The 23,249-nt window shown below is 33.2% G+C and carries 24 protein-coding genes; 3 read left to right on the top strand and 21 right to left on the bottom strand.

Annotated features, from left to right (window positions below; all coding sequences use genetic code 11):
* Positions 1–3 precede the first annotated feature (3 nt).
* Positions 4–1,320, top strand: coding sequence for a uracil permease (gene uraA / locus ACYUJ6_RS06140; RefSeq protein ID WP_461844952.1), 1,317 nt, complete (start codon positions 4–6; stop codon positions 1,318–1,320).
* Positions 1,321–1,391: 71 nt separating this feature from the next.
* Positions 1,392–2,156, top strand: coding sequence for an exodeoxyribonuclease III (locus ACYUJ6_RS06135; protein WP_461844951.1), 765 nt, complete (start codon positions 1,392–1,394; stop codon positions 2,154–2,156).
* 31 nt (positions 2,157–2,187) lie between these two features.
* Here the strand turns inward: ACYUJ6_RS06135 and ACYUJ6_RS06130 are convergent, their stop codons facing one another.
* From ACYUJ6_RS06130 to mraZ, 20 genes are all read right to left on the bottom strand, one after another.
* The gene (locus tag ACYUJ6_RS06130; RefSeq protein WP_461844950.1) at positions 2,188–3,105 is read right to left on the bottom strand and encodes an RluA family pseudouridine synthase; all 918 of its coding nucleotides are present in this window, start codon (positions 3,103–3,105) and stop codon (positions 2,188–2,190) included.
* On the bottom strand, positions 3,095–3,550 hold the full coding sequence (lspA, locus tag ACYUJ6_RS06125; RefSeq protein ID WP_461844949.1) for a signal peptidase II: 456 nt from the start codon (positions 3,548–3,550) through the stop codon (positions 3,095–3,097). Before lspA ends, ACYUJ6_RS06130 begins: the two co-directional genes overlap by 11 nt.
* 65 nt (positions 3,551–3,615) lie before the next feature.
* Positions 3,616–4,314, bottom strand: a complete 699-nt coding sequence (locus tag ACYUJ6_RS06120; protein WP_461844948.1) for a 5'-methylthioadenosine/adenosylhomocysteine nucleosidase — start codon at positions 4,312–4,314, stop codon at positions 3,616–3,618.
* A 161-nt stretch (positions 4,315–4,475) separates the two neighbouring features.
* Positions 4,476–5,174, bottom strand: coding sequence for a DivIVA domain-containing protein (locus ACYUJ6_RS06115; RefSeq protein WP_461844947.1), 699 nt, complete (start codon positions 5,172–5,174; stop codon positions 4,476–4,478).
* 15 nt (positions 5,175–5,189) lie between these two features.
* Entirely contained in the window at positions 5,190–5,966 is a 777-nt protein-coding gene (locus ACYUJ6_RS06110) for a YlmH family RNA-binding protein (RefSeq protein ID WP_461844946.1), read from the bottom strand.
* Between the two features lie 17 nt (positions 5,967–5,983).
* Positions 5,984–6,250, bottom strand: coding sequence for a YggT family protein (locus tag ACYUJ6_RS06105; protein WP_461844945.1), 267 nt, complete (start codon positions 6,248–6,250; stop codon positions 5,984–5,986).
* A gap of 50 nt (positions 6,251–6,300) precedes the next feature.
* A complete protein-coding gene (locus tag ACYUJ6_RS06100; RefSeq protein WP_461844944.1) occupies positions 6,301–6,759 on the bottom strand; it encodes a cell division protein SepF in 459 nt (152 codons plus the stop codon).
* A gap of 12 nt (positions 6,760–6,771) precedes the next feature.
* Entirely contained in the window at positions 6,772–7,437 is a 666-nt protein-coding gene (locus tag ACYUJ6_RS06095; protein WP_461844943.1) for a YggS family pyridoxal phosphate-dependent enzyme, read from the bottom strand.
* A gap of 149 nt (positions 7,438–7,586) precedes the next feature.
* The gene (locus ACYUJ6_RS06090; protein WP_461844942.1) at positions 7,587–8,312 is read right to left on the bottom strand and encodes a DUF881 domain-containing protein; all 726 of its coding nucleotides are present in this window, start codon (positions 8,310–8,312) and stop codon (positions 7,587–7,589) included.
* 10 nt (positions 8,313–8,322) lie between these two features.
* Positions 8,323–8,664, bottom strand: a complete 342-nt coding sequence (locus ACYUJ6_RS06085; RefSeq protein WP_369702572.1) for a small basic family protein — start codon at positions 8,662–8,664, stop codon at positions 8,323–8,325.
* Positions 8,665–8,684: 20 nt separating this feature from the next.
* Positions 8,685–9,404 carry a DUF881 domain-containing protein gene (locus tag ACYUJ6_RS06080; protein ID WP_461844941.1) on the bottom strand — a complete coding sequence of 240 codons (720 nt, stop codon included), beginning with the start codon at positions 9,402–9,404 and terminating at the stop codon, positions 8,685–8,687.
* A 15-nt stretch (positions 9,405–9,419) separates the two neighbouring features.
* Positions 9,420–10,193 carry a cell division protein FtsQ/DivIB gene (locus tag ACYUJ6_RS06075; protein ID WP_461844940.1) on the bottom strand — a complete coding sequence of 258 codons (774 nt, stop codon included), beginning with the start codon at positions 10,191–10,193 and terminating at the stop codon, positions 9,420–9,422.
* A gap of 185 nt (positions 10,194–10,378) precedes the next feature.
* A complete protein-coding gene (gene spoVE / locus ACYUJ6_RS06070) occupies positions 10,379–11,491 on the bottom strand; it encodes a stage V sporulation protein E (protein WP_461845458.1) in 1,113 nt (370 codons plus the stop codon).
* Positions 11,492–11,576: 85 nt separating this feature from the next.
* Positions 11,577–12,530 (bottom strand): phospho-N-acetylmuramoyl-pentapeptide-transferase, encoded by a 954-nt coding sequence (gene mraY / locus ACYUJ6_RS06065; RefSeq protein WP_461844939.1) that lies wholly within the window; start codon positions 12,528–12,530, stop codon positions 11,577–11,579.
* 36 nt (positions 12,531–12,566) lie between these two features.
* Positions 12,567–13,961 carry a UDP-N-acetylmuramoyl-tripeptide--D-alanyl-D-alanine ligase gene (locus tag ACYUJ6_RS06060; protein ID WP_461844938.1) on the bottom strand — a complete coding sequence of 465 codons (1,395 nt, stop codon included), beginning with the start codon at positions 13,959–13,961 and terminating at the stop codon, positions 12,567–12,569.
* 109 nt (positions 13,962–14,070) lie between these two features.
* Entirely contained in the window at positions 14,071–15,528 is a 1,458-nt protein-coding gene (locus tag ACYUJ6_RS06055; protein WP_461844937.1) for a UDP-N-acetylmuramoyl-L-alanyl-D-glutamate--2,6-diaminopimelate ligase, read from the bottom strand.
* Between the two features lie 144 nt (positions 15,529–15,672).
* Positions 15,673–17,472 carry a stage V sporulation protein D gene (locus ACYUJ6_RS06050; RefSeq protein WP_461845457.1) on the bottom strand — a complete coding sequence of 600 codons (1,800 nt, stop codon included), beginning with the start codon at positions 17,470–17,472 and terminating at the stop codon, positions 15,673–15,675.
* Positions 17,473–17,523: 51 nt separating this feature from the next.
* Entirely contained in the window at positions 17,524–17,994 is a 471-nt protein-coding gene (locus tag ACYUJ6_RS06045) for a septum formation initiator family protein (RefSeq protein WP_461845456.1), read from the bottom strand.
* A 36-nt stretch (positions 17,995–18,030) separates the two neighbouring features.
* A complete protein-coding gene (rsmH, locus tag ACYUJ6_RS06040; RefSeq protein WP_461844936.1) occupies positions 18,031–18,960 on the bottom strand; it encodes a 16S rRNA (cytosine(1402)-N(4))-methyltransferase RsmH in 930 nt (309 codons plus the stop codon).
* Positions 18,961–18,981: 21 nt separating this feature from the next.
* The gene (gene mraZ / locus ACYUJ6_RS06035; protein WP_461844935.1) at positions 18,982–19,410 is read right to left on the bottom strand and encodes a division/cell wall cluster transcriptional repressor MraZ; all 429 of its coding nucleotides are present in this window, start codon (positions 19,408–19,410) and stop codon (positions 18,982–18,984) included.
* Between the two features lie 299 nt (positions 19,411–19,709).
* On the opposite strand from mraZ, the gene ychF reads away from it, so the two are divergent.
* On the top strand, positions 19,710–20,807 hold the full coding sequence (ychF, locus tag ACYUJ6_RS06030; RefSeq protein WP_461844934.1) for a redox-regulated ATPase YchF: 1,098 nt from the start codon (positions 19,710–19,712) through the stop codon (positions 20,805–20,807).
* A gap of 68 nt (positions 20,808–20,875) precedes the next feature.
* Here ychF and ACYUJ6_RS06025 read toward each other — a convergent pair whose 3' ends face one another.
* Positions 20,876–23,209 (bottom strand): AAA family ATPase, encoded by a 2,334-nt coding sequence (locus ACYUJ6_RS06025; RefSeq protein WP_461844933.1) that lies wholly within the window; start codon positions 23,207–23,209, stop codon positions 20,876–20,878.
* Positions 23,210–23,249: the final 40 nt, after the last annotated feature.

The following is a 23,249-nucleotide window of genomic DNA, read 5'->3' as shown; positions in this document are numbered from 1 at the left end:
TAAATGAAAGATTTCGTGGACGTTGAAGATAAATTACCCATAGGGGCTACCATACCTCTCAGTTTTCAGCATTTATTTGCCATGGTAGGTTCCACCATACTGGTTCCCATATTAACAGGTATGAGTCCATCCATAGCATTGTTCTGCAGTGGTATCGGAACCCTGATTTATATAATATGCACCAAAGCCAAACTACCTGCTTACCTGGGTTCTTCCTTTGCTTTTATAAGCCCTATACTCATAGCCTCCAAAAGCTATGGCCCATCAGCTATGCTGTCCGGTGTAATAGCCGCAGGATGTGTATATGTAATAGTAGCCGTCATAATAAAATTTTGCGGAGTAAATTGGCTTAACAGGGTTCTTCCTCCTATAGTAGTAGGATCCATAGTAATTGTAATAGGCTTGGGGCTGGCCACCACGGCTATAAACTGGTCTGGGTTTAATCCGGCCTATACAACAGCTCAAATGCAAAGTATACCAAGATGGGCCTGGATGACAGTTTCCGGAATCACATTGGCTGTAGCTGTAATTGGAAGTATGTATTTTAAAGGCTTCCTCGGAATAATACCTATATTGATAGCCATAATAACCGGGTATATATCTGCAATAATCTTGGGAGTCATACCACAGCAATCTCTAAAATCCATAATGAATACCCAGTTTTTTAAACTTCCATCTTTTATGTTTCCAAAGTTCAATATAAATGCCATGATACTTATGGCTCCAATTTCATTTGTAACTTTAGCGGAACACATAGGCCATATTTATGTAACAAATAACGTAGTGGGGCGTGACTTTACAAAGGATCCAGGTCTTCACAGATCCATATTGGGAGATGGACTGGCTACAATATTTGCAGGTTTTGCAGGCGGCCCTCCAACTACAACTTACGGAGAAAATATAGGAGTTATGGCCATAACCAAAATCTACAGTGTCTGGGTTATAGGCGGTGCAGCAATAATAGCCATTGTACTATCTTTTATAGGTCCAGTAGCTGCACTTATTGAAAATATGCCCATGCCTGTAATAGGCGGCGTAAGTATACTTCTCTTTGGTATAATTGCTTCTTCCGGATTCAGAGTACTGGTAGAAGAAAAAATAGATTTCAGTAAAAATAGAAATTTAATACTCTCTTCTGTTATAATAGTAATAGGTATTGGAGGTGCTTCCATAAACTTCAGTGTAGGTGGATCACCAGTGCAGATATCAGGAGTTGCCCTTGCAGCTATTATTGGGATAGTGTTAAATTTGATATTACCTGAAAAGAGTGCAGCAGAGCTAAATAACTCAATTGATAAAAGTGAAAGAAAAATAGGATAACTATATCACCCCATGCCTTTTTTTAAATACAGGTATTGGGTGATGTTTTATAACAGAGGAGGAAATAGCCTATGAGAATATATTCCTGGAATGTAAATGGTCTCAGAGCCATTTCAAAAAAGAACTTTTTTAAATGGATAAAAAGTGAAAGCCCTGATATACTATGTATTCAGGAAACTAAACTGCAGGAAGCTACCTTGGAAGACAACTTGAAAAATATAGAAGGATATCATTCTTACTTTAGTTTTGCTGAAAAAAAAGGTTACAGCGGTGTAGCAGTTTATACCAAATTTGAACCCATATCCATAAAGCATGGAATAGGAATTTCAAAATTTGACTCGGAGGGCAGGATTTTGACAGTTGAATTTAAGGACTTCACCTTGCTTAACATATACTTTCCAAACGGACAGATGAGCCAGGAAAGATTAGATTATAAGATGGATTTTTACAATGCAATACTGGATTACTGCAATCTTCTTGTATCTCAAAATAAAAAGCTCATAATATGTGGGGATTACAATACTGCACATACTGAAATGGACATAAAAAACGCCAAAGCCAATGCAAAAAATTCAGGGTTTCTTCCTATAGAAAGGCAATGGATAGATAAATTTATAAAAAGTGGATATACCGATACTTACAGGTATATGAATCCACAAAAAATAGAATATTCCTGGTGGAGTTACAGGTTTAAAGCCAGGGAAAGAAACGCAGGCTGGAGGATAGACTACTATTTTGTATCAAACAATCTTCTGGAAAAAGTAAAAAAGGCAGCCATCTTAACTGAAATAACCGGTTCAGATCACTGTCCTATTATGATTGAAATAAAATCTTAATTTCAACAAAGTACCAGATTTAATATGAAAATTATGCCCATCTTTTTCTCAATACTTCTATTATTTTTTTAAAATAATCTGGTACTTCTGTTTCAAATTCCATGTATTTTCCTGTTGAAGGATGTATAAATCCTAATTTTTTAGCATGAAGCAGCTGTCCATTTAAATTAAATCTCTGTTTTTTATACCCATATACCGGATCCCCTACTAGTGGATGGCCTATATATGACATATGAACTCTGATCTGATGTGTCCTTCCCGTTTCCAATACACATTTAATTAAAGTATTGTTCTTAAATCTTTCCAAAACTTCATAATGGGTGATTGCTCTTTTCCCATCATGAACTACTGCCATTTTTATTTTATCCTTAGGATGCCTGGCAATGGGCTTATCCACAGTACCTTTTTCCTCTTTTATAACTCCTTCTGTCAATGCCACATATTCTCTGGTCATAGAATGATCTTTTAGCTGCACGGCCAGCTTATTGTGTGAATTGTCATTTTTAGCAACTACCAGTATTCCAGAAGTATCTTTATCTATTCTATGAACTATTCCAGGTCTCATCACTCCATTTATACCTGATAGATCACTGCAGTGATTTAAAAGGGCATTTACCAGTGTACCGGTATATACTCCCACTGCAGGGTGTACTATCATTCCCTGGGGTTTATTTACTACAATAAGGTCTTTATCCTCATAGAGTATATCAATAGGTATGTCTTCTGCTTTTACATTCATCTGCACAGGCTCTGAAAATGTTATGATAATATTGTCTTTATTTCTAACTTTATAATTGCTTTTTTTTACTTTTCCATTCACTTTCACCAGTTCATCTTCTATTAAATTCTGGATATAATTTCTGGATTTATCCGGGAAATATTTGCATAAAAATAAATCCAACCGCATTTTTTCTTCCTCATTACATGCTGAAAACTCTTTAATCTCCATACTTTTCTTCCTTTAACAAATAGAATATCAACAATATTGTTCCCACCACAACTAAGACATCTGCTATATTGAATATAGGGAAATAATAGATATCCTTAAAATGAATTGAAATAAAATCAACTACATATTTATAAACTAACCTGTCTATTAAGTTTCCCAGTGCCCCGCTTATTATAAGTGAAAAACTTATTCTAGCCATAGCTGACCTTGGCTTATATTTCAGCATATAATATATCATGCCTGTAACTACCAATATTGTAATAAACGTTAAAAAATAAACCTTATCCTGTAAAATTCCAAAAGCCGCACCTCTATTTTCCAAATATAAAAATGAAAATACATTTTTTATTATAACGATCTGAGAAACATGAGTTAAACTTCCAATAGCCCACATTTTAGCCATTCTATCTATTAGAAGCCCTATCAATATTATAGATACCTCCATTGGTTTCCTCCCAATCTGCAATTTATACAAATTATCACGTCATTTCTGGATATGATGAAGCTTTTTTACTGTGATAAACCCATAATCATGTTTTTTATTATTTCAGTAGAATTTCTTATAGCAATAGGTGCAAATTTTTTGTAATCCATACTTGCACCATTATTTGCATTATCCGATATGGATCTTATTATTACAAAAGGTATATTATTTAAATAAGCCACTTGAGCAATACTTCCACCTTCCATTTCACAGGCAAGTGCATTAAACTCCCTGTTTAAATACTTTATTTTTTCCGTACTGCAGATAAATTGATCTCCCGTGACAATTCTTCCTGTAAAATTTTTTATATTTTCTATTTTTTTACATGCCATTTGAGCCCTTTCTATAAGATCCCTGTCGCACTTAAAATCATATGTGTTCATTCTAGGTATCTGACCTATTTTATCTCCAAAAGCAGATGTATCCACATCATGTTGTACCAGGCTATTTGCTATAACCACATCTCCAGGATATATATCTTCTGCTGTGCCTCCTGCCACACCTACATTGATGATATTGTCCACATTAAAATCATCAATGAGTATTTGTGCACAAATAGCTGCATTTACTTTTCCTATTCCGCTTCTTACTACCACTATCTCACTATCATAAAGTTTTCCGGAATTAAATCTCATATTGGCTTTCACTTCAACTTTTTTCAGCTCCAGCTTTGACAGGAGTATTTCCACTTCTTCATCCATAGCTCCAATAATTCCAATAATCATAATGAATTGCCTCCTTCTATTGGTAAAATCATACATATGTCCCCATATTGCATATTAATAGCATATATAAACTCATAACAATTGTCAACTTTTACAATTCACAATTAAGGTTTTTTATATAAATAATCAAAAAACCCACTCTACTCTTTAGAGTGGTTCTTCTATCCCTTAATAAAAAAATTTTTAATTTCAGCCAACTCATCTTCATCTGCCAAAGTGTCATCTTTGTGGCTTTCCAGCTTATCTTTTTCATTACCATCTTCCTGATTATTTTTATCTGATTTTAAAGAAGTATTTTCATCATTTTGATCTGCCTCTTCTATTTCCTTTTCCCTTACGGAAACATCTTTTTGGGAAATATCATCTAAAGAATACTCATTCAGCTCATAACCTATGTCATAATTTTTTACAAAATCCTTTTCCATGTCATCAAACATTTCCAATTGGGTTTTCATAAAATTTCTAAACTTGGTTCTGAATTTTCCAAATTCCTGTTTTACCCTCTCAAACTCATCATTAATTTGAATAACATCACTGTGGGCTTTATCTATTATCTTCTGAGCTGCATCATTTGCATTTCTCATTATAAACTCACTTTCTTTTTTAGCATTCTCCTTGGCCTGTTCAGAAGCATTCTGAGCTAATAAAAGAGTATTTTGTATGGTATTTTCCATTCTGGTATAATGATTTATCTTATCCTCTACAGACTGAAGTTTTTCCTTTAAGAAAGAATTTTCTTTATTCAGTGACTCATAGTCCTCTGCTACCTTATCCAAAAATTCATCCACTTCATCTACATTATATCCTCTAAGACTTTTTTTAAATTCCTTATTTGTTATTTCCTCAGCGTTTATCTGCATGTTTGGCACCTCAAATCAACTAAATTTTTTTACAAGAAGTTTGCACCTGCCACTTCCAGTCCGTCCTGTTTTTCCATCAATTTTAAACTTTCCATAACCTCTTATGGTTATTACACAATAGTCGTTTATAAGTTTATCCCTCTTGACTGCAGGCTGATAGTCTAAAAGAACTCTGCCTTGTCTGATTACTTCATCAGACTTATTCCTGGATAAATTACAGAGAGAACTTACTAAACAGTCGATTCTAAGAGATGAAACACTTAAACCGTAAGTTTTAAAACTGTAATTTGGAATTTTACTTGTAGCAATATCCATTTCATTTACTTCACAGGGACATCTTCCTATACTCTTTAAATTCATCTTTACATAATCACTTATATCTTCACAGATAGATAAATAACATAAATCCTCTTTTTTAAGTATCAAGTCTCCAAATTTTTCTCTTTTAATTCCGAGAGACATCAAACTTCCCAAATAATCTTTATGCTCTAATCTTGCAAATTTTGATTTACATTGTATTTCTACTAATTTTACAGGATAATGTTCTATGGGTTCCTCTGAAAATGCCAGCATTCTCCTCTCGGCATCTTCAAATATACCATAATTATAAATATTCAATTCAATTTCTTCACTTAAATCATCCAATGTCCTCCATATATTAGGTGTATAAAATTCCGGCATATATATAACCCTATGACTTTTCACTGCTAAAACTATTTTATCATATATAGGTAATATATCATTTTCACTGCAATAACAAAATTTATTTATAAAATCATTCTTTTTCATCATCTTTTTATTTATATCCCCTAAAGTATAGAAAATACAACACCTCTTATTATGTCTATTATAAGAAAAGCTATTATAGGAGAAAAATCCAAGGCAAGCCCCGGTATAAGTTTTTGCTGAATTATCCTTCCAGGTTTCATAAGTGGTTCAGTAAATACATGTAAAAGATCTGTAAATGCATTACCTCTTCCCGGCATCACCCATGATAAAATTACATCCAATATAATAGCGCCTTCCAAAAATCTAAACAAAAGAGATATTGCCACAGCTAAGGTATTGCTTATCATTTTTGCCTCCAAAAATACTTATTTTAAACATCATATATTTCTATTATTGTCTACTTCCATCCAAATATTCCTTTTCCCGACAACTCATTTTTTAAATCACTGCTAACTTCTACACTAGATGGAGAAAGTATATATACCCCTTTTTCAATCTCTTCCAGATCTCCGCCCAGAGCATAACTTGCACCTCCCATAAAATCAAGAAGTCTCTGAGCTATCCTGGTTTCAAGTCCTGTGGTATTTATAACTATAATCTTTCTGTTTTTAAGTTCATCACATATGTCTGCTGCTTCTTCATAAGTAGTTGGTTTAACTATTTTCACTTTGGCAGATATAGTAGTATGTATACTTACAACTTTATTCTGTCTTTTAGAATTTATAATAGGATCTACTCCTTCAAAATCATTTATAGTTTTTCTGCCCTGTTCCTGATCTGCTTCTTCTACATCTTCTTCCAAATCATCTTCAAGACCTAAAAACCCCATCATCTTATTTATCATCTTGCTGGCCATAAAAAATACCTCCTATTTATTATAATTTCTCTTTCCAAATATTCCTTCTCCAACTCTTACTAAAGTTGAGCCTTCTTCAACTGCAATCTTATAATCATGAGTCATGCCCATAGATAATATATCCATACTTATATTATTAAATTTTCTTTTTTTCAATTCATCAAAAATGGACTTCATCTTTTTAAAATAATACCTGCAGCTTTTTTCATCACCTTGTGGAATTACAGCCATTAATCCTTTTACCCTAATACTTGTACAAGTTTCACAGGCTTCTATTAAATTTTCCAAGTTTTCTACATATATGCCGGTTTTATTCTCCTCACGGCCTATATTTATCTGAATTAAAGTATTCACCTTTAGTTTCTCCGATTTATAGCGTTTTTCCAGCTCATTTAAAAGCCTTATGCTGTCCAGAGAGTGAATGAGATAAACCTTGCCAACTATATATTTTACTTTATTTCTCTGAAGATGCCCTATTAAATGCCACCTTATATCCTTAGGAAGAACAGGTTCTTTATCCATAAGTTCCTGAACCTTGTTTTCCCCAAAATCCCTGATACCCGCATCATATGCATTTTGTATATCTTCTGCAGGCTTAGTCTTTGAAACGGCCACTAAAACAACTTTTTTCCCATTTAAATATTTTTCTATATAATTTAAATTTTCTTTAATTGACAATAATACCGTCTCCTTTATTGTTAAACACAATTACACGCATAATGATATTATTCTCCATAGAAATTAAAATTCCTTCAAAAATTAATTTTTTTTTTAATTATTTTAATACATAGACCATAATTTAATGGTAAAATTTGTAAAAAAATAATTTAATCTTTATTTTTCATAAATTGTATCCTGTAATCTCCATTGTAGGCTGGTATCTCTATCTTATTTGATTTAGTCACTTTCACCACTATTTTTCTAGTCATCAATATTTTTAGATAATTTTCATTGGATATCATATAATTATAGAGTACATCTTTATTTCCTATGACATCAATTGAGAAAGGCGAGGCAATTTTTACTCCGTTCACCCTTAAAAATGGTCCACTGCAATATATTTCAGAAGTATCCACTATCCTGTGTCCATTTATAGAAATAGCCTCTGCTCCTGCATTTTTCAAATCATTTATTACCTGTATCACATCAGTATTATGTACAAGTTTCATTTGATACTGAAAAGCATCAAGTCCATCTTCCATCACCGCATCATTTAAAAATATGTTTATCCCCTGTCCTTCTACAGCTACCTTTCCCAGTTCCATATTATTCTGATTCAATTCCTGATTTATTTCAGTTACAATCTGAGTTTGATTCTGCTCATTGTCCTTATATTTATTGAGCTTATTGTAATTGTCCCTGTACTGCTCTGACAATGCTGATATCTGATTATAAAGCTGATTTTTATAGTTATATGCATCCTGATACTGCTTTGCACTTAAAAACACCCTTTTGCTAGTGTTTCCCTTTACAAAACTCATGTTGGTAGATATCAGTATGCCTATGATTATAGAAGCTATAAAAACAAAAGTATTGGCTTCATTGCTTTTCATTCCATTCACCTCATCGATGTGGCTTGTTCTTTTCTAACAACAGTCTTCTTATAATTGCAAAATTATCAAATATTCTTCCTCCAAAAACTATAACTGCCGCCAAATATATAGGTACTCCCAATTTATCTCCCAAATAGGCAAGCCCCGCAGCAAGCACTGCATTTCCAAAAAAACCTGATATAAATATATCGGCTTGAAAACTTTTTGACAGGCTAGCTCTTATAGCTCCAAATACAGAATCCAAACAGGCCAAAATTGCCACTGACATATAGGGTGAAAATTTATCTGGAATATTAACATTCCAGACCACTCCTATAATTATTCCCAATATAAGACCAATAAATGCTATCATTTTTTTATCACACCTTTAATTTATTTCTTTACAGGTTTGGCATATTCAAAATCATATGCCCTATTGTATTTTTTTATAGTTATATTATCTGATTTTTGAAATTTAACATCACATATGCTTTTTATATCTGTAAAAACCTCCGGGAAGCTCATATCACTGTATAGTAAATTTTTATCTCCTATAGCTTGTATGGTTATTCTGCTGGATGGTGATATCTTTTCATCATTTATGAGTATATAGTTTCCTGCAGTTCTTATACCGGTTCTGGAAACAATCCTTATATCATTTATGGATATAGCTTCAGCTCCTGCAAACCTAAGTTCATTCACCAGATAAACTAAATCCTTGTCCGTTATATGATTATCCATACTGCTGCTGCTTCCAAAAAGATTGTTATTAGGGGTAAGGTATATGACTATTCCAGGTCCATATACGTCTACTTCTCCTGTAAGTATTCTGGTATTCTCCAACTGCTGTAAAACATTTTTTGTAGAATCACTTTTGCTTGCTGCCGCATCTTCATAATCTTTTACTTTATTTTGGAGTTCATTTACCTTTGTTTCCAAAGCTTCCTTTTCTTTTTTATACTGTTCTATTGTCACCGTAACATCTGTATTGTTTTGATTACTCAAATTTAAAGTATTATCCTGTTTCATTAACACCCTAAATTGATAGGCAAGCATAAATCCAAGTATACAGCACACTAGAGCAACACTAATTTGTGAGGCAAATTTACGCATTTTTATTTTATCCTCCTACTTATCAATAAGAAATACAGGATTTCCATCGAATCTTACATCTATATATCCCCTAGCACCATTTAATTTTTCTTCCAATAATATATTCAACGCCTTGTTCATCTTTTTATCCATATTTTCCTCACTGCCCAGTTTTATAAGCATATTATCAAAGTATGCTTTAATATCCAGGGAATCACCTACATCCACAGAAGTAAGTTCAACAGGAAATTTATTATTTTGAATTATATTTCCCAAGGCAGTTATAGCTTTTATTTTTCTTTCATCCTTTTTATCATCGATAGCTTTACCTATATCCGTTTTAGTATAATCAATTCCATCTAGTTTAACTAAATGCATATTATTTATATTATCTATTTTTTGAAGTAAAATGCCATTTTCATCTATAACGTAATACTTATTATTATTTTCACAGTAAAATACTGCTTCTCTTTCCTTAACATTTATATTTATAGTAGTTGGAAGTTTTCTGCTTATTACCACATCTTTTATATATGGATTACTTAATATACTGTTACCTGCATCTTTTAAATTAATATAAAATATATTATTTCCTGTATTTATCTTGGATCTATTTATAATATCAGTACTTAAAACATTTTTATTTCCATATACTTTAATATGCTGTATATTAAAATAAGGCATTTTTAAACAAAGTATAAAAAATAATGCTAATAAAAACACCATAAAAATAAGAGCCCTTTTTATTTTTCTTTTTTTTCGTCTCTTTAAAATCATATCATTATCTATTTTTACCGAAAAACCACTCATCTCCTACCAACTCACTTTATAATTTGAATGTAAAATACTATAAGATATATATATATTAACACTTAATAAAATTAATTTCATTAAAATAATCATTAATTTTTTATATATTTTTTCTTACAATAACATTAATTAATAAAACATTTTTCCAAATTAACATAGCATTACAAATTTTGCAATGCTATGTTTTATCCATGTTCGCTTTGCCTTGATATATTCAGAAGCACTCCCATTGCTATCATGTTGATTACAAGGGAGGATCCGCCATAACTTATAAAAGGTAACGGCACACCTGTTACCGGCATAGAGCCAGTTACAACTGCAATATTTATTATGGCCTGTACTGCAATAACTGAGGTTATTCCAGTAGCTAGAAGTGTACCATAGGTGTCTTTTGCCTTTATGGCAACTACAATTCCTCTCCATACAAGTACTATAAATAATATAACAATAATTGTACACCCTATGAGCCCCAGTTCTTCTCCTATAATGGAAAATATAAAATCATTATGGGGTTCTGGTATGTAATAGCACTTTTGTCTTGATCTCCCAAGACCCACTCCCCATATTCCTCCTGAACCCATGGCCAAAAGAGATTGAATCAGCTGGTATCCATTGCCTTTAGGATCAGCCCAGGGATTCAAGAAGCTTGTAAATCTAGCCATTCTATAGGGCTCAAATATTATTCCTGCTATCCCTCCAATTGCAACTAATCCCACCACACCAACCATATGAATAATTCTGGCCCCGGAAACATAAAGAACTATCATCGTAACTATCATTATTACAGCAGCTATACTTAAGTTTTTTTCTGCAAATACCAGACCTGCATAAAAGGCGGAAACTAAAAGATATGGAATAACTCCATAGAGCATGGTTTCTATTTTTCTTCCGCCTTTTAGTTCTATACTTTTAGCCATATACAAGACTACAATATACTTAGCTATTTCAGAAGGCTGAAATCCAATGGAACCTACTCTTATCCACCTCTGGGCACCTTTGGTGGATTCAAAGGCAAATACCGCCAGTAGACATATTACGGATATTATCATAAGCAGCTTTGTATATTTTTTTATATTTTTATAATCGAATTTTATGGTAAAAAACATAAAAAATGTACCTATTATTGCCCATAATCCCTGTCTCTTTAAATAGAACATGCTATCTTGTGTACTTTTATCAAAAAACGCCTTGTAAGAACTTGCACTATAGACCATTACCACTCCAATGGCTACTAACAACATTATAGTTGAGAACATTATAAAGTCTATAGAACCCATTTTAGTCTTTGACTTGCTAATTTTCATAAAAATCCTCCTAGATTATTACTGCTAAGGCTGACAAAAGCATAAGCTGTTCCTGACATTTTATTATTGATGTTTCCATCTATAGAGATAGAAATCCAAATAAACACAATATTACTGTAACTATACAAAATATAGAAACCACTTTAGTCTCATGCCAGCCTGAAAGTTCAAAATGATGATGTATGGGTGCCATTTTAAAAATTCTTTTGCCAGTAAGTTTGAAGGAAACCACCTGAAGTATAACAGATATTGCCTCCATTACATATATTCCACCAATTATTATAACCAATAATGGAAGTTTTAATATCATGGCCACTGCCGCCACAGCACCACCCAATGCCAGGGAACCTGTATCCCCCATGAAAATTCTTGCAGGAAAAGCATTATATCTTAAAAATCCCAAAAGTGCTCCTGCTAAAACTGCACAAAAAACAGCTAATGTAATGTGACCCATAGCAAAACTTACTAAAGCCAGGAAAGTCATTACCAGCAGCGTAACGGAAGTAGCCAGTCCGTCAAGGCCATCTGTTAAATTTACAGCATTTGTAGTAGCCGCAAAATATACTATTATAAATGGAATATAAAATCTTCCTAAATCCCAGGTCTTATGTGCAAAAGGTACTATTATAGATGTACCTATATAAGGATTATTGGCAGAATAACAGGCAAATATTCCAGATACGGCCAATAACAATATCATTTTCTGGTAAGCTCTAAGGCCTAAGTTTCTTTTTCTCACTATTTTCAAAATATCATCAACAGCTCCAATCACTCCAAATGCCACAAATGCATACAAGGCTATCATTGCCTCGTCTGAAGGATTTTTTACCAGGATTGCCATGGTTATAAAAGTTGCCAATATGAATATTATGCCTCCCATGGTTGGTGTTCCAGCTTTTTTAAGATGGCTCTTTGGACCATCCTCCCTTATGCTCTGCCCAAATTTGAACTTATGGAGAATCGGAATCAAAACAGGTCCTTCTAAAATTGCTATTAAAAATGCTATGAGAACAGAATATATTAATTTATTCATACTATATTTGCCCTAAATTAATAGGGCCTTCACCTCCTAACAACTGCTGCTTTTCTTTAGTGCTTCTGCTATAATTTCAAACTTCATAACTCTTGAAGCTTTTACAAGTACGGTATCCCCTACTTTAATATATTTACTTAAAAGGAAATCCAGAACCTCTTCCTGTTTATTGAAGATCATAAATTGTCCATTTTTGTTTATAGATTTAAATCCTCTTTTAAAATCCTCAGCATGATCTCCTAAAGCTATAAAAAGATCTATATTATTCCTTGCCGCATATCTTCCAACTTCTTCATGCATCTTATAGGCTGCATCCCCCAGTTCCCTCATGGTTCCAAACACCACTATCCTCCTATTGCATTTAAAGTCTTTCAGAACATCTATTGCAGCTTCCATGGATTCCGGATTGGCATTATAACTGTCATTTATTATATTGAATTTTTTGCCCTTGAATATTTCCATTCTCAGCGCAGTAGTCTTTATATTTTTAAATCCTCTCCTTATTTCCTCATAAGTCATGTTTAAAAGTCTTCCACAGGCAACTGCCAGCAGGGAATTCACTATATTGTATTTTCCCGGTAAATTCACTGCAAAACTTTCTCCAGTTTCAGTTTTATTTTCACACACCTTAAATCCAATGGAATCTTCATCTACCGCCAGATCATATGCAGAAATATCTGCAGGCTTTTCCACTCCCACTCTCTTTATAATAAATTTATCATCCTTTAACTTTTCAAGTAAATCATTATCTGAATTTATTACTAAAATATTATCTTTTGAAAAGAAATCCGTTATTTCCAATTTTGCCTCTAATATGTTTTCCCTGCTTCCCAGGATTCCTATATGTGCCCTTAGTACATTTGTTATCACTGCAATATCCGGTCTTGCAGCTTTAGCCATATTATGTATTTCTCCTTTGCAGTTCATACCCATCTCCAGAACTGCCACTTCATAACTATTGTCCAATTTAAACAACATATGAGGCAGACCTATCTGGTTATTAAAATTACCTTCTGTCTTAAACACCTTGAATTTAGCACCAAGTACAGCTGCAATTATATCTTTAGTGGTAGTTTTACCTGCAGAACCTGTTATTCCTATTATCTTTACATGAAGTCTGCTTTTATAAAACTCAGCTAGATCTAAAAGAGCCCTGTTGCCATTTTCCACCTGGACTATAGTTGTGCCTTCATTTATTTCATCACTATTAAATCTGACTTCATCTACAATGCAGATAGAAGCCCCTTTTTCACTTGCCTGACCTGCGTATTCATTGCCATTAAAATTTTCTCCCTTTAGAGCAATAAATATATCTCCCTTTTTAAGCTTCCTGGTATCCGTGCACACATTTTCATATCCATTGTATTTTCCAGGCAATATAACTTTACCTTTTACTGAATTTACTATTTCTTTAAAGCTCATATACTCCAAGAACAACACTCTCCCTTTTTTAATGCACAGTTCACAATGCACAATCTGTATAATTCAAGAGTTGCAAAATAACAGCTGTAAATTGTACATTTTCTTATATTGCAAATTGCTAATTGTGAATTGTGAATTCCCTTATAATATCTGCTACTACTTCCCTTTCATCAAAATGTATGGTTTTATCTTTAAGGATTTGATAAGTTTCATGTCCTTTCCCTGCTACAACTACCACATCACCCTTATTTGCCATCTTCATGGCCTCTTTTATTGCCTCTCTTCTGTTCTCAATGACCATATAATTATGAGTTTCCACACCTGCCACTATTTCATCTATTATTGACATGGGTTCTTCCGTCCTTGGATTATCTGAAGTTATCACTGCAAAATCAGACAACTCAGTGCCTATTTTACCCATTATGGGTCTTTTGGTATTGTCCCTGTCACCGCCGCATCCAAATACACATATAAGTTTTCCCTTTGTAAATTCCCTGGCGGTTTTCAATATATTCTGCAGTCCATCAGGAGTATGTGCAAAATCCACTACCACCTCATATCCCAAATCATATGATTTAGTAACTATTTCACACCTTCCAGGTACAGACTCCATTGATTCAAGACCCTTTTTTACAGTACTTAAATCCACCCCTTCACATAAGCAGGCTGCTGCACTTCCAAGAGCATTCATGGCATTATACTTGCCAGGTATATTTAAACCCACAGACTCTGTTTTTTCATTATAACTTATATCAAAATTTATTCCCCTTGAGTGCATATTTAAATTGCTTCCTCTCACATCGGCCTTCCCATCTATGGCATAAGTCACCTTGGTTCCCCACGCATCTTTATATACTCTCTCCCCATATTTATCATCTATATTTATTACAGAATTAAAAGTGTTCCTAAACAGAATAAGTTTAGCCCTGTAGTAATTTTCAAAGGTTTTATGAAAATCCAGATGATCCCTGGTTAAATTAGTAAATACCGCCTGGGAAAATTTTACTCCGTATGTTCTATCCAAATACAGTGAATGGGAGGAAGTTTCCATAACACAGTAATCCACAGCTTCATCCGCCATTTCTTTAAATAACTTCTGAAGCTCCAGGGATTCCGGCGTAGTTCTATGGGAAGGTATTTTCCTGTCTCCCACATAATTGGCTATACTTCCTATAAGTCCTACCTTGTAACCTGCAGTTTCCAATATGGACTTTACCATAAAAGTGGAGGTAGTTTTGCCATTGGTTCCTGTTATACCTATTATCTTCATCTTTTTAGAAGGATTATCATAATAATTTGATGAAATGAGTGCCAATGCCTTTCTCGTATCCTTCACCTTTATTACAGTACATTCAGGAATGATTTCCACCCTTTCGCTCAATACAATTGCTGATGCTCCATTCTGGCAGGCATTATCTATATACCTGTGGCCGTCAGTAACATATCCGCGGATACATACAAAAACATCTCCTGTTTTCACTTCTTTTGAATCATATTGTACTTCCCTTATGTCTAAATTATCATTTCCCTGGATAATTTCATATTCCAAATTATTCAATAATCTTTTTAAATTCATAATATCAACTCCCTAGTTACAAATTATGTACAAAATACACACAGCCTACACATAGTATTGGCATGCAATATCATAAATTTATGATATTGCATGCCCTGACTAATTTCAATTATAATTTTTAAGACACTGCCTGTAAAGGAAAATCTAATCATCCTGATATTCATTCTGGACATTTGTCTGGCTGCTGGCTTGATTAGGATCCTGAGGTACTGCATCTCCTTTTATTGCAAGATAATTAAATATATCCGTAAAAACCTGTTTTGCAGTTGGTGCAGCTGTCTGTGCTGCATAGTAATTGGATGGATCCGGCTCATCTACAGAAACAAGCACTGTTACCTTAGGATCACTTGCCGGCGCCATACCTGCAAATGAAGCCACATATTTTCCAGGCTGATATCCTCCCACCCCGGCTTTTTGTGCCGTTCCGGTTTTACCTGCTATATGATAGCCATTTATAAAGGCGTTTTTTCCTCCTCCGTCAGAAACCACTACCTCCAGGTATCCTCTAAGCTGTGCAGCTTTGCTTGAATCCAATATCTTCTGGGTATTGGCTTTAACATCATATGTCTTATCTACAATTTCTTTACCGCTGTTTTCATCATAATGTTCTATTTCTTTCATGACATGAGGAGTAATCAAGCTTCCTCCATTTGCCACTGCATTAAAAGCTTTTAAATATTGGACTGCAGTCACCGTATTAGCCTGACCAAATGAAATGGTGGCAAGATCTACATCACTTATATCCTGTGTTTTTTTCACTATTCCTCTTGCCTCCCCTGGTAAATCTATACCGGTTTTTTGTCCAAAACCAAATTTGTGTATATAGTCATTTAACTTTTCTTTTCCTATTTTCTTTCCGAGTTCCGCAAATCCCACATTACAGGAATTTTTCAATATATCCCCGAAGGTTTGAACCCCGTGTCCTGAAGTTTTCCAGCAGTGTATGACCCTTTTTCCTATAGTTATACTTCCATCACATGAAAAAGTGTCATTTGGTCCTACAGAATTGGTTTCCAGTGCAGTCTGAGCCGTTACCACCTTAAATATGGAGCCTGGTTCAAAAGTATCACTAACGGCCCTGTTTCTCCATGTTTTTTGGAGCTCATCGTAGGATTCACCCTTTATCCAGGGATCATTTGGATTATAATCCGGCTTATTTGCCATAGCCAATATCTCTCCATTTTTAGGATTCATTACTACTATAGAAACTGCCTTTGCCTTATAATCATTAAGGGCCTGTTCAGCTGATTTCTCCGCAAAATGCTGAATCATCTCATCTATAGTGAGAACTACATCTTTTCCATCCACTGGTTTTGTAAATTCTGAAATAGTATAGGGTAATTCCTGGCTCTTTCTATCCAGTTCTGCAATTCTGCTGCCGGGGGTTCCTGCCAATTCCTTGTTGTAGTAAAGTTCAACTCCGGTCAATCCAACCCCATCTGAATTTGTATGCCCCATTACCTGAGCTAAAAAATTATTGTTCGGATAATACCTCTTGGTATCTGAAGATACCAGTATACCATTCAAGTTCAGATTTCTCACTTTATCCGCTGCATCTTTTTCTACCCTTCTCTTTAAAGTTGCAGAGCCGATTGGAAGCCCTCCCGGCAAGGTCTTGTTTAATATTTTAGATACATCATTTTTATCCATGGAAAGAATACCAGCAAGTTCCCCCGACAATTTATCTTCAGATATTTTTTTTTCTTCCATGGTTTGCTTTAAAGTATTCATATCCAGATCAACTCTGTACACATTTGCACTTACAGCTAATTCATTCCCACTTCTGTCTAAAATTTTTCCCCGTTTTGCATCAATCTTCACATCACTTGTCCATTGAGCTACAGCCATAGATTTAAGTTCAGATGATTTATATATCATTACATAACCCATTCTACATACCAATAAAAAGAAAGCTAAAAATAAGAAACTAAAAGCAATTATCATTCTTTTTCTGATAATGACTCTATCTCTATATTCCTTTCTGTACAAAATTACTTACCTCCATATTAATTGCTTCAACTTATTTAATATCCCTTTTTGTGTTTTTATCTTATCTGTGTCTATCTTGTTTTTTATAATTGGTTTATTCAAATTTGCATAAACCGCATTTCCCTTATCTGGTACTATCATATTAAGTTTGCTTTCTGCATTTTTTTCTATATATTCTAGATTATTATACTTTACCAATTCTACTGTCAAATTTTCATTTTGTCTATTAATATTGCTTATATTGCTTTCCACTGAATTCAATTCAGTTTGCATATTGTATATTACGGAATATCTATATATGAGAGTTAATCCAATTATAAAAAACACACAGATATTTAAGAGCACTTTAAGTTTATTTTTTACCTTATTCTGTCTGTCTGTATTTTTCTTTTTATGTATATTTCCATTAGTTTTTTCATAAGGCTTGTACTCTGGTTGTAAGACAGTATTGCCATTTATCATATTTTCTTCATTCATCACTATCACTTTATTCACCCCACCTAAACTTTAGAACTAAATTCTTTCAGCCGTTCTCAATTTAGAACTTTTACTTCTTGGATTTCTTTCCATTTCTTCTTGTGAAGGTATTATTGGTTTTTTATTTATAATTTTTATAACTGGTTTCTTATTGCATACACAAACTGGAAAATCCGGTGGACAAGTACATGGATTCTCTAGTTTTTTAAACTTTGATTTTATTATCCTGTCTTCCAGGGAGTGAAAGGTTATGACAGATATTCTTCCACCCATATTCAATCTTTCCACGCTATCTTCCAATGCTTTATCCAATATTTTAAGTTCTTTATTAACTTCTATACGTATACCCTGAAAAGTTCTTTTTGCCGGATGACCCTCTTTTTGGAACCTTAAAGGCACTGCTTTTTTTATTATATCCACTAATTCCAGGGTTGTATTTATAGGCTTCTTTTCCCTTTCCCTAACTATAAAACTTGCTATTCTATTGGCAAACTTTTCTTCACCATAGTCTTTTAGAACTCTATAGAGTTCTTCCCTTTCATATTTGTTTATCACTTCATGGGCGGAAAGAGACCCTCCCCTGTTCATTCTCATATCCAGCGGGGCATCTTTCATATAGCTAAAACCCCTGTCCGGATTGTCAAGTTGATAAGAAGAAACTCCAAGATCCATAAGTATGCCGTCCACCTTATCTATTTTAAGCTCCCTTAAAATTTCCTCTACATAGTAAAAATTACTGCACACATAGGTCACATTTTTAAATTCTTTTAAGTTTTCCTTTGCTGCATTAATTGCTGAAATATCTTCATCAATTCCCACAAGTCTTCCACTGCCGGATAATTTTTTTAATATTTCCCTTGAATGTCCTCCTCCCCCCAGTGTACAATCCACATATGTGCCGTTTTTCCTAATATTTAAGCTATCTATAGTTTCCTGTAAAAGTACAGGTACATGCCTGAATTTCATAAAATATGTCCTCCGATTTTGTTATATTCCAAGTTCACTCAGCTGTTCTGCTATATTGTCAAAATCTATATTGGAATTATTGTATTTTTGCCAGCCTTCTCTGCTCCATATCTCCACTCTATTGGATACCCCTATACTTACTATTTCCTTATTTATACCTGCATATTCCAAAAGTGACTGCGGCATAACAACTCTCCCTTGTTTATCAGGTTCCATTTCATTTGCACCAGAGAAAAAAAATCTTACAAAAGCTCTGGCATTCTTATTAGTAAATGGGAGATTCTTTAATTTTTCCTCCAAAACATGCCATTCGCAGAGCGGGAAAGCATAGATACATCCATCCAGCCCTTTGGTCAATATGAACTTTGCTCCTAATTCTTCCCTGAATTTAGAAGGTATAATTATTCTCTTCTTGCTGTCCAGAGCATGATCATATTCACCTAAAAACATTATAGCACCTCTTATTGTTATTTCACTCCACTTTAAACCACTTTAAACCACTAATTATTTATTCTATATTAACATAAAAATTCCTTCTTTTTTAAATGTTTTTAATACATTTTTTAAATCTATTAAAATATGAATATTTGCGATTTTCTACTATATTTCCCCATAAAGTATTTTATTAAATATCAAGTGATTCAGTCCGTTATTTATTGCTTTCATTGAAATAATATTTTCTGTAGAGTATAATTTATAAAGGATTTTATATTTAGTTAATTATAATTTTAAGAAGGGAATGTACATAGATGAAACTTGGAATTGTTGGACTGCCCAATGTTGGAAAAAGCACTCTATTTAATGCAATAACAAAGGCAGGAGCAGAATCTGCTAATTATCCATTTTGCACCATAGAACCAAATATAGGAGTAGTTAGTGTACCAGATAAAAGATTAGATGTACTTGAACGCATGTATAATTCAAAAAAAAAGGTATATACAACTATTGAATTCTATGACATAGCAGGCCTGGTAAAGGGTGCCAGTAAGGGAGAAGGTCTGGGAAATAAGTTTTTATCCCATATAAGGGAAGTAGAAGCCATCGTTCATGTAGTGAGATGTTTTGAAGATGAAAATGTAGTTCATGTAGATGGCAGTGTAGATCCTATTCGTGATATCGAGACTGTAAATCTGGAACTTATATTTTCAGATTTAGAGGTTATGGACAGGAGAATAGAAAAAATATCAAAATTAGCTAAAAGTGGAGATAAAGAGGCCAAAACCCAATATGCCTTCATGTTAAAAGTAAAAAGTCATTTGGAAAAGGGTAAACCTGTTCGAACTATGGAATTGACCGAAGATGAAAATGAACTTATAAGCGAATTTTTTTTGCTTACGACTAAACCGGTGCTTTATGTAGCCAATATTTCCGAAGATGATTTGACTTCAGGCAATTCAGAAAACAAATTTGTAAAAAAAGTGAGAGAATATGCAAAAAGTGAAAATTCCCAGGTAATTGTTATTTCCGCTAAAATAGAAGAAGAACTTTCTGCTTTGGATGACGATGAGAAATCAGAAATGTTAAGTGAATATGGTTTAACAGAAGCTGGTCTTGATAAATTGATCAATGCCAGTTACAAATTGCTTGGCCTTATGAGTTTTTTAACTGCAGGCGTTAAAGAAGTACGAGCTTGGACTATCAAACTTGGTACAAAAGCTCCAGAAGCTGCTGGTAAAATACATACAGATATACAAAAGGGCTTTATAAGAGCTGAAATTGTATCCTATGACAAACTCATAGAGTGTGGTTCAGAAGCAGCTGCAAAAGAAAAAGGTTTTTATAGACTTGAGGGCAAGGATTACGTCATGCAGGACGGGGATGTAGTCAATTTCAGATTCAACGTATAATAAGTTGATATGAAAATTTTTAAAATTCTGCAGTAGATTGATACAAATGAATCTACTGCATTTTATTATTAATTACTTGATGTTTTTCTCTTCCTGTCGGATGAATATTTTTTCAATTCCTTTTTAGCTGTACAAATTACGGTATCATAATCTGTTCCCATAAGAGTCTCCACTGCATCTTTCAAATTACACATACAATAAATATGAAAATTTTCTTTTATTATTTCCTGCTCCACTTCATCATTTAATACCAATCCATTTGTATTTGACTGTGGTATCAATACTCCTTTTTCCTTGGTATTGTCCAATATTTTACACACCTTGAAAAAGCCTTCTATTTTATCATTTATCCCGCCTACAGGCTGTACTTCTCCAAATTGATTTATAGAACCGGTTACTGCTATATTTTGCTTAACTCCTATTTTAGTAAGAGCGGATATAATACTTATAGTTTCTGCTACAGAAGCACTGTCACCATCTATTTTCCCATAGGTCTGCTCAAAACTCAGATAAAAATCCACGGGAATTTTATCATAACCCCCTATCAAGCTTTTTATACAGCTTCTTAAAATATTTACAGATTTATTGTGAATTTTGCCGCTTAAATCACTTTCTTTTTGAATATCTACAATATTTCCACTTCCTTTTAAACAGGAGCAGGTTATTTTTACGGGTTTACCCAGGCTGAAATACCCTGTACTAATTACAGAAAGAGCATTTATCTGACCTATCACTTTTTCCCTTACATCTATAAATATCTGGCCTTCCCTATACATGTCGTTTATTTGTTTTTCCACCATTTCTTCTTCATAAGCTGCATTTAAAATATCAATTTTATCTATGATTTCCCTTCCTCCTTCAGAAACTCTGTTGTCAGAAATCATAAGGATTTTTTCTAGTTTATAGTCGTCCATAAATAATTTATTTCTGTCTTCAGCCCTCTTAGATAAAACCCTTGCCAGCTCTTTTATTGCCTTTTCATTAACTGGGTGCAGACTATTGTTCTTGTATATAGAAAAAACTTTTTCCAGGAATATTGCTTTTGTATTTTTATTTATTTTTAAAAGGGATTTATGCTCTCCCCTTAATTTAAACATCTTCTTAAAATCTTCATCATAATTGTAAAGCAAATCATAAGTTCCATAATCTCCTATAAGTATTATCTTCGCACTGAATTTTATAGGTTCCGGTTTCAATCCGCTTAAAGATAATAACTCTAAATACCCCCTGTTATAATTCAGATCAACTTTACCGCTTATAATGGATTTTTTTAAATAATAATAAGCCCCCTTATTATTTAAAAGATCACTCATCCGAAGTATTAAACATCCCCCGTTGGCTTTTAAAAGCGACCCTGGGGCAATAAGACTTACATCTGTAATATAATTTCCATTCTTATTTTCATATTCTATATTTCCAAGTAAATTACTTACGCTGGGATCCTCTTCGAATATTACAGGAGGTTTATCTTTTTCACTATTGTCTACCAATACATTTACTGAATACCTGTAAATTATCTTCATTATATTTTCTTTATCATCCTCATAACTTATGGAATATATCTTTTTTATTTCATCTTCTATATTATTGCATACCTGATTTAAAAATTTTAGAGCTTCTTCATCTCCATTAAACATTTTTAAATATTCTTCTTTAATCTCTTTTGTTTCCTTTTCATAATATTCCTCTATAAGAAGTTTAATTCTCTCAATCTGGCTCAGTTCAATATTTTTTAATTTTTCCAATACCTTTTCAGCCTTACTTTTTAACAAGTTTACTTTATTTAATATTTCTTCCTTATCTTTTAATTTAAGTAGATCATATTCTTCTTCATTCATCACTTTTCCTCCTTCTTTCAGAGGAATAAAGCTAAATCCACTTTCAGTAATTTTTAAACTAAACCCTTCACTCTGGCACATTTCAACAACTTCATTTATCAAATTACTTCGTTTTACCTGAAGATCCTTCTCCAGAATCTCCTTTTGTTTATTTGTGGAGTCATTATAGAATTCATAGGTGAATTTAAAATATGAATTTTGTATTTTATTTAGCATATATTTTAACTTTTTTCCCTTGCCTGCCGGCAAAAACAATGCTTTTGGCATTCTGCCGTCTTTAATTACTATATAACATATATCCTTTATATCATTCTTATTTTTTATGATTCTGTTTATAAAACTCATAATATTTTTAAGCCTGTTTTTTGAAAAATTTTCTATAATATATACATTATATCCCTCTTTATTTATATTCAATGCAGTTTTAATTTTCTCATATATTTCTCCATATTCGGACTCAAAATTAAGTCCATCATAAAGATCATCCTTATTGTCAAAATTAAAATCCACATCATCCAATTCAAAATTATATATGATTTCCTCTTTAGATAGCTCTCTATTCATATTTCTCCTCCTTTTCAGTGCTTAATATAATAGTATTCTT

Source organism: Clostridium sp. JNZ X4-2, from assembly GCF_054889485.1.
This window is presented reverse-complemented; position numbering and strand designations above follow the sequence as displayed.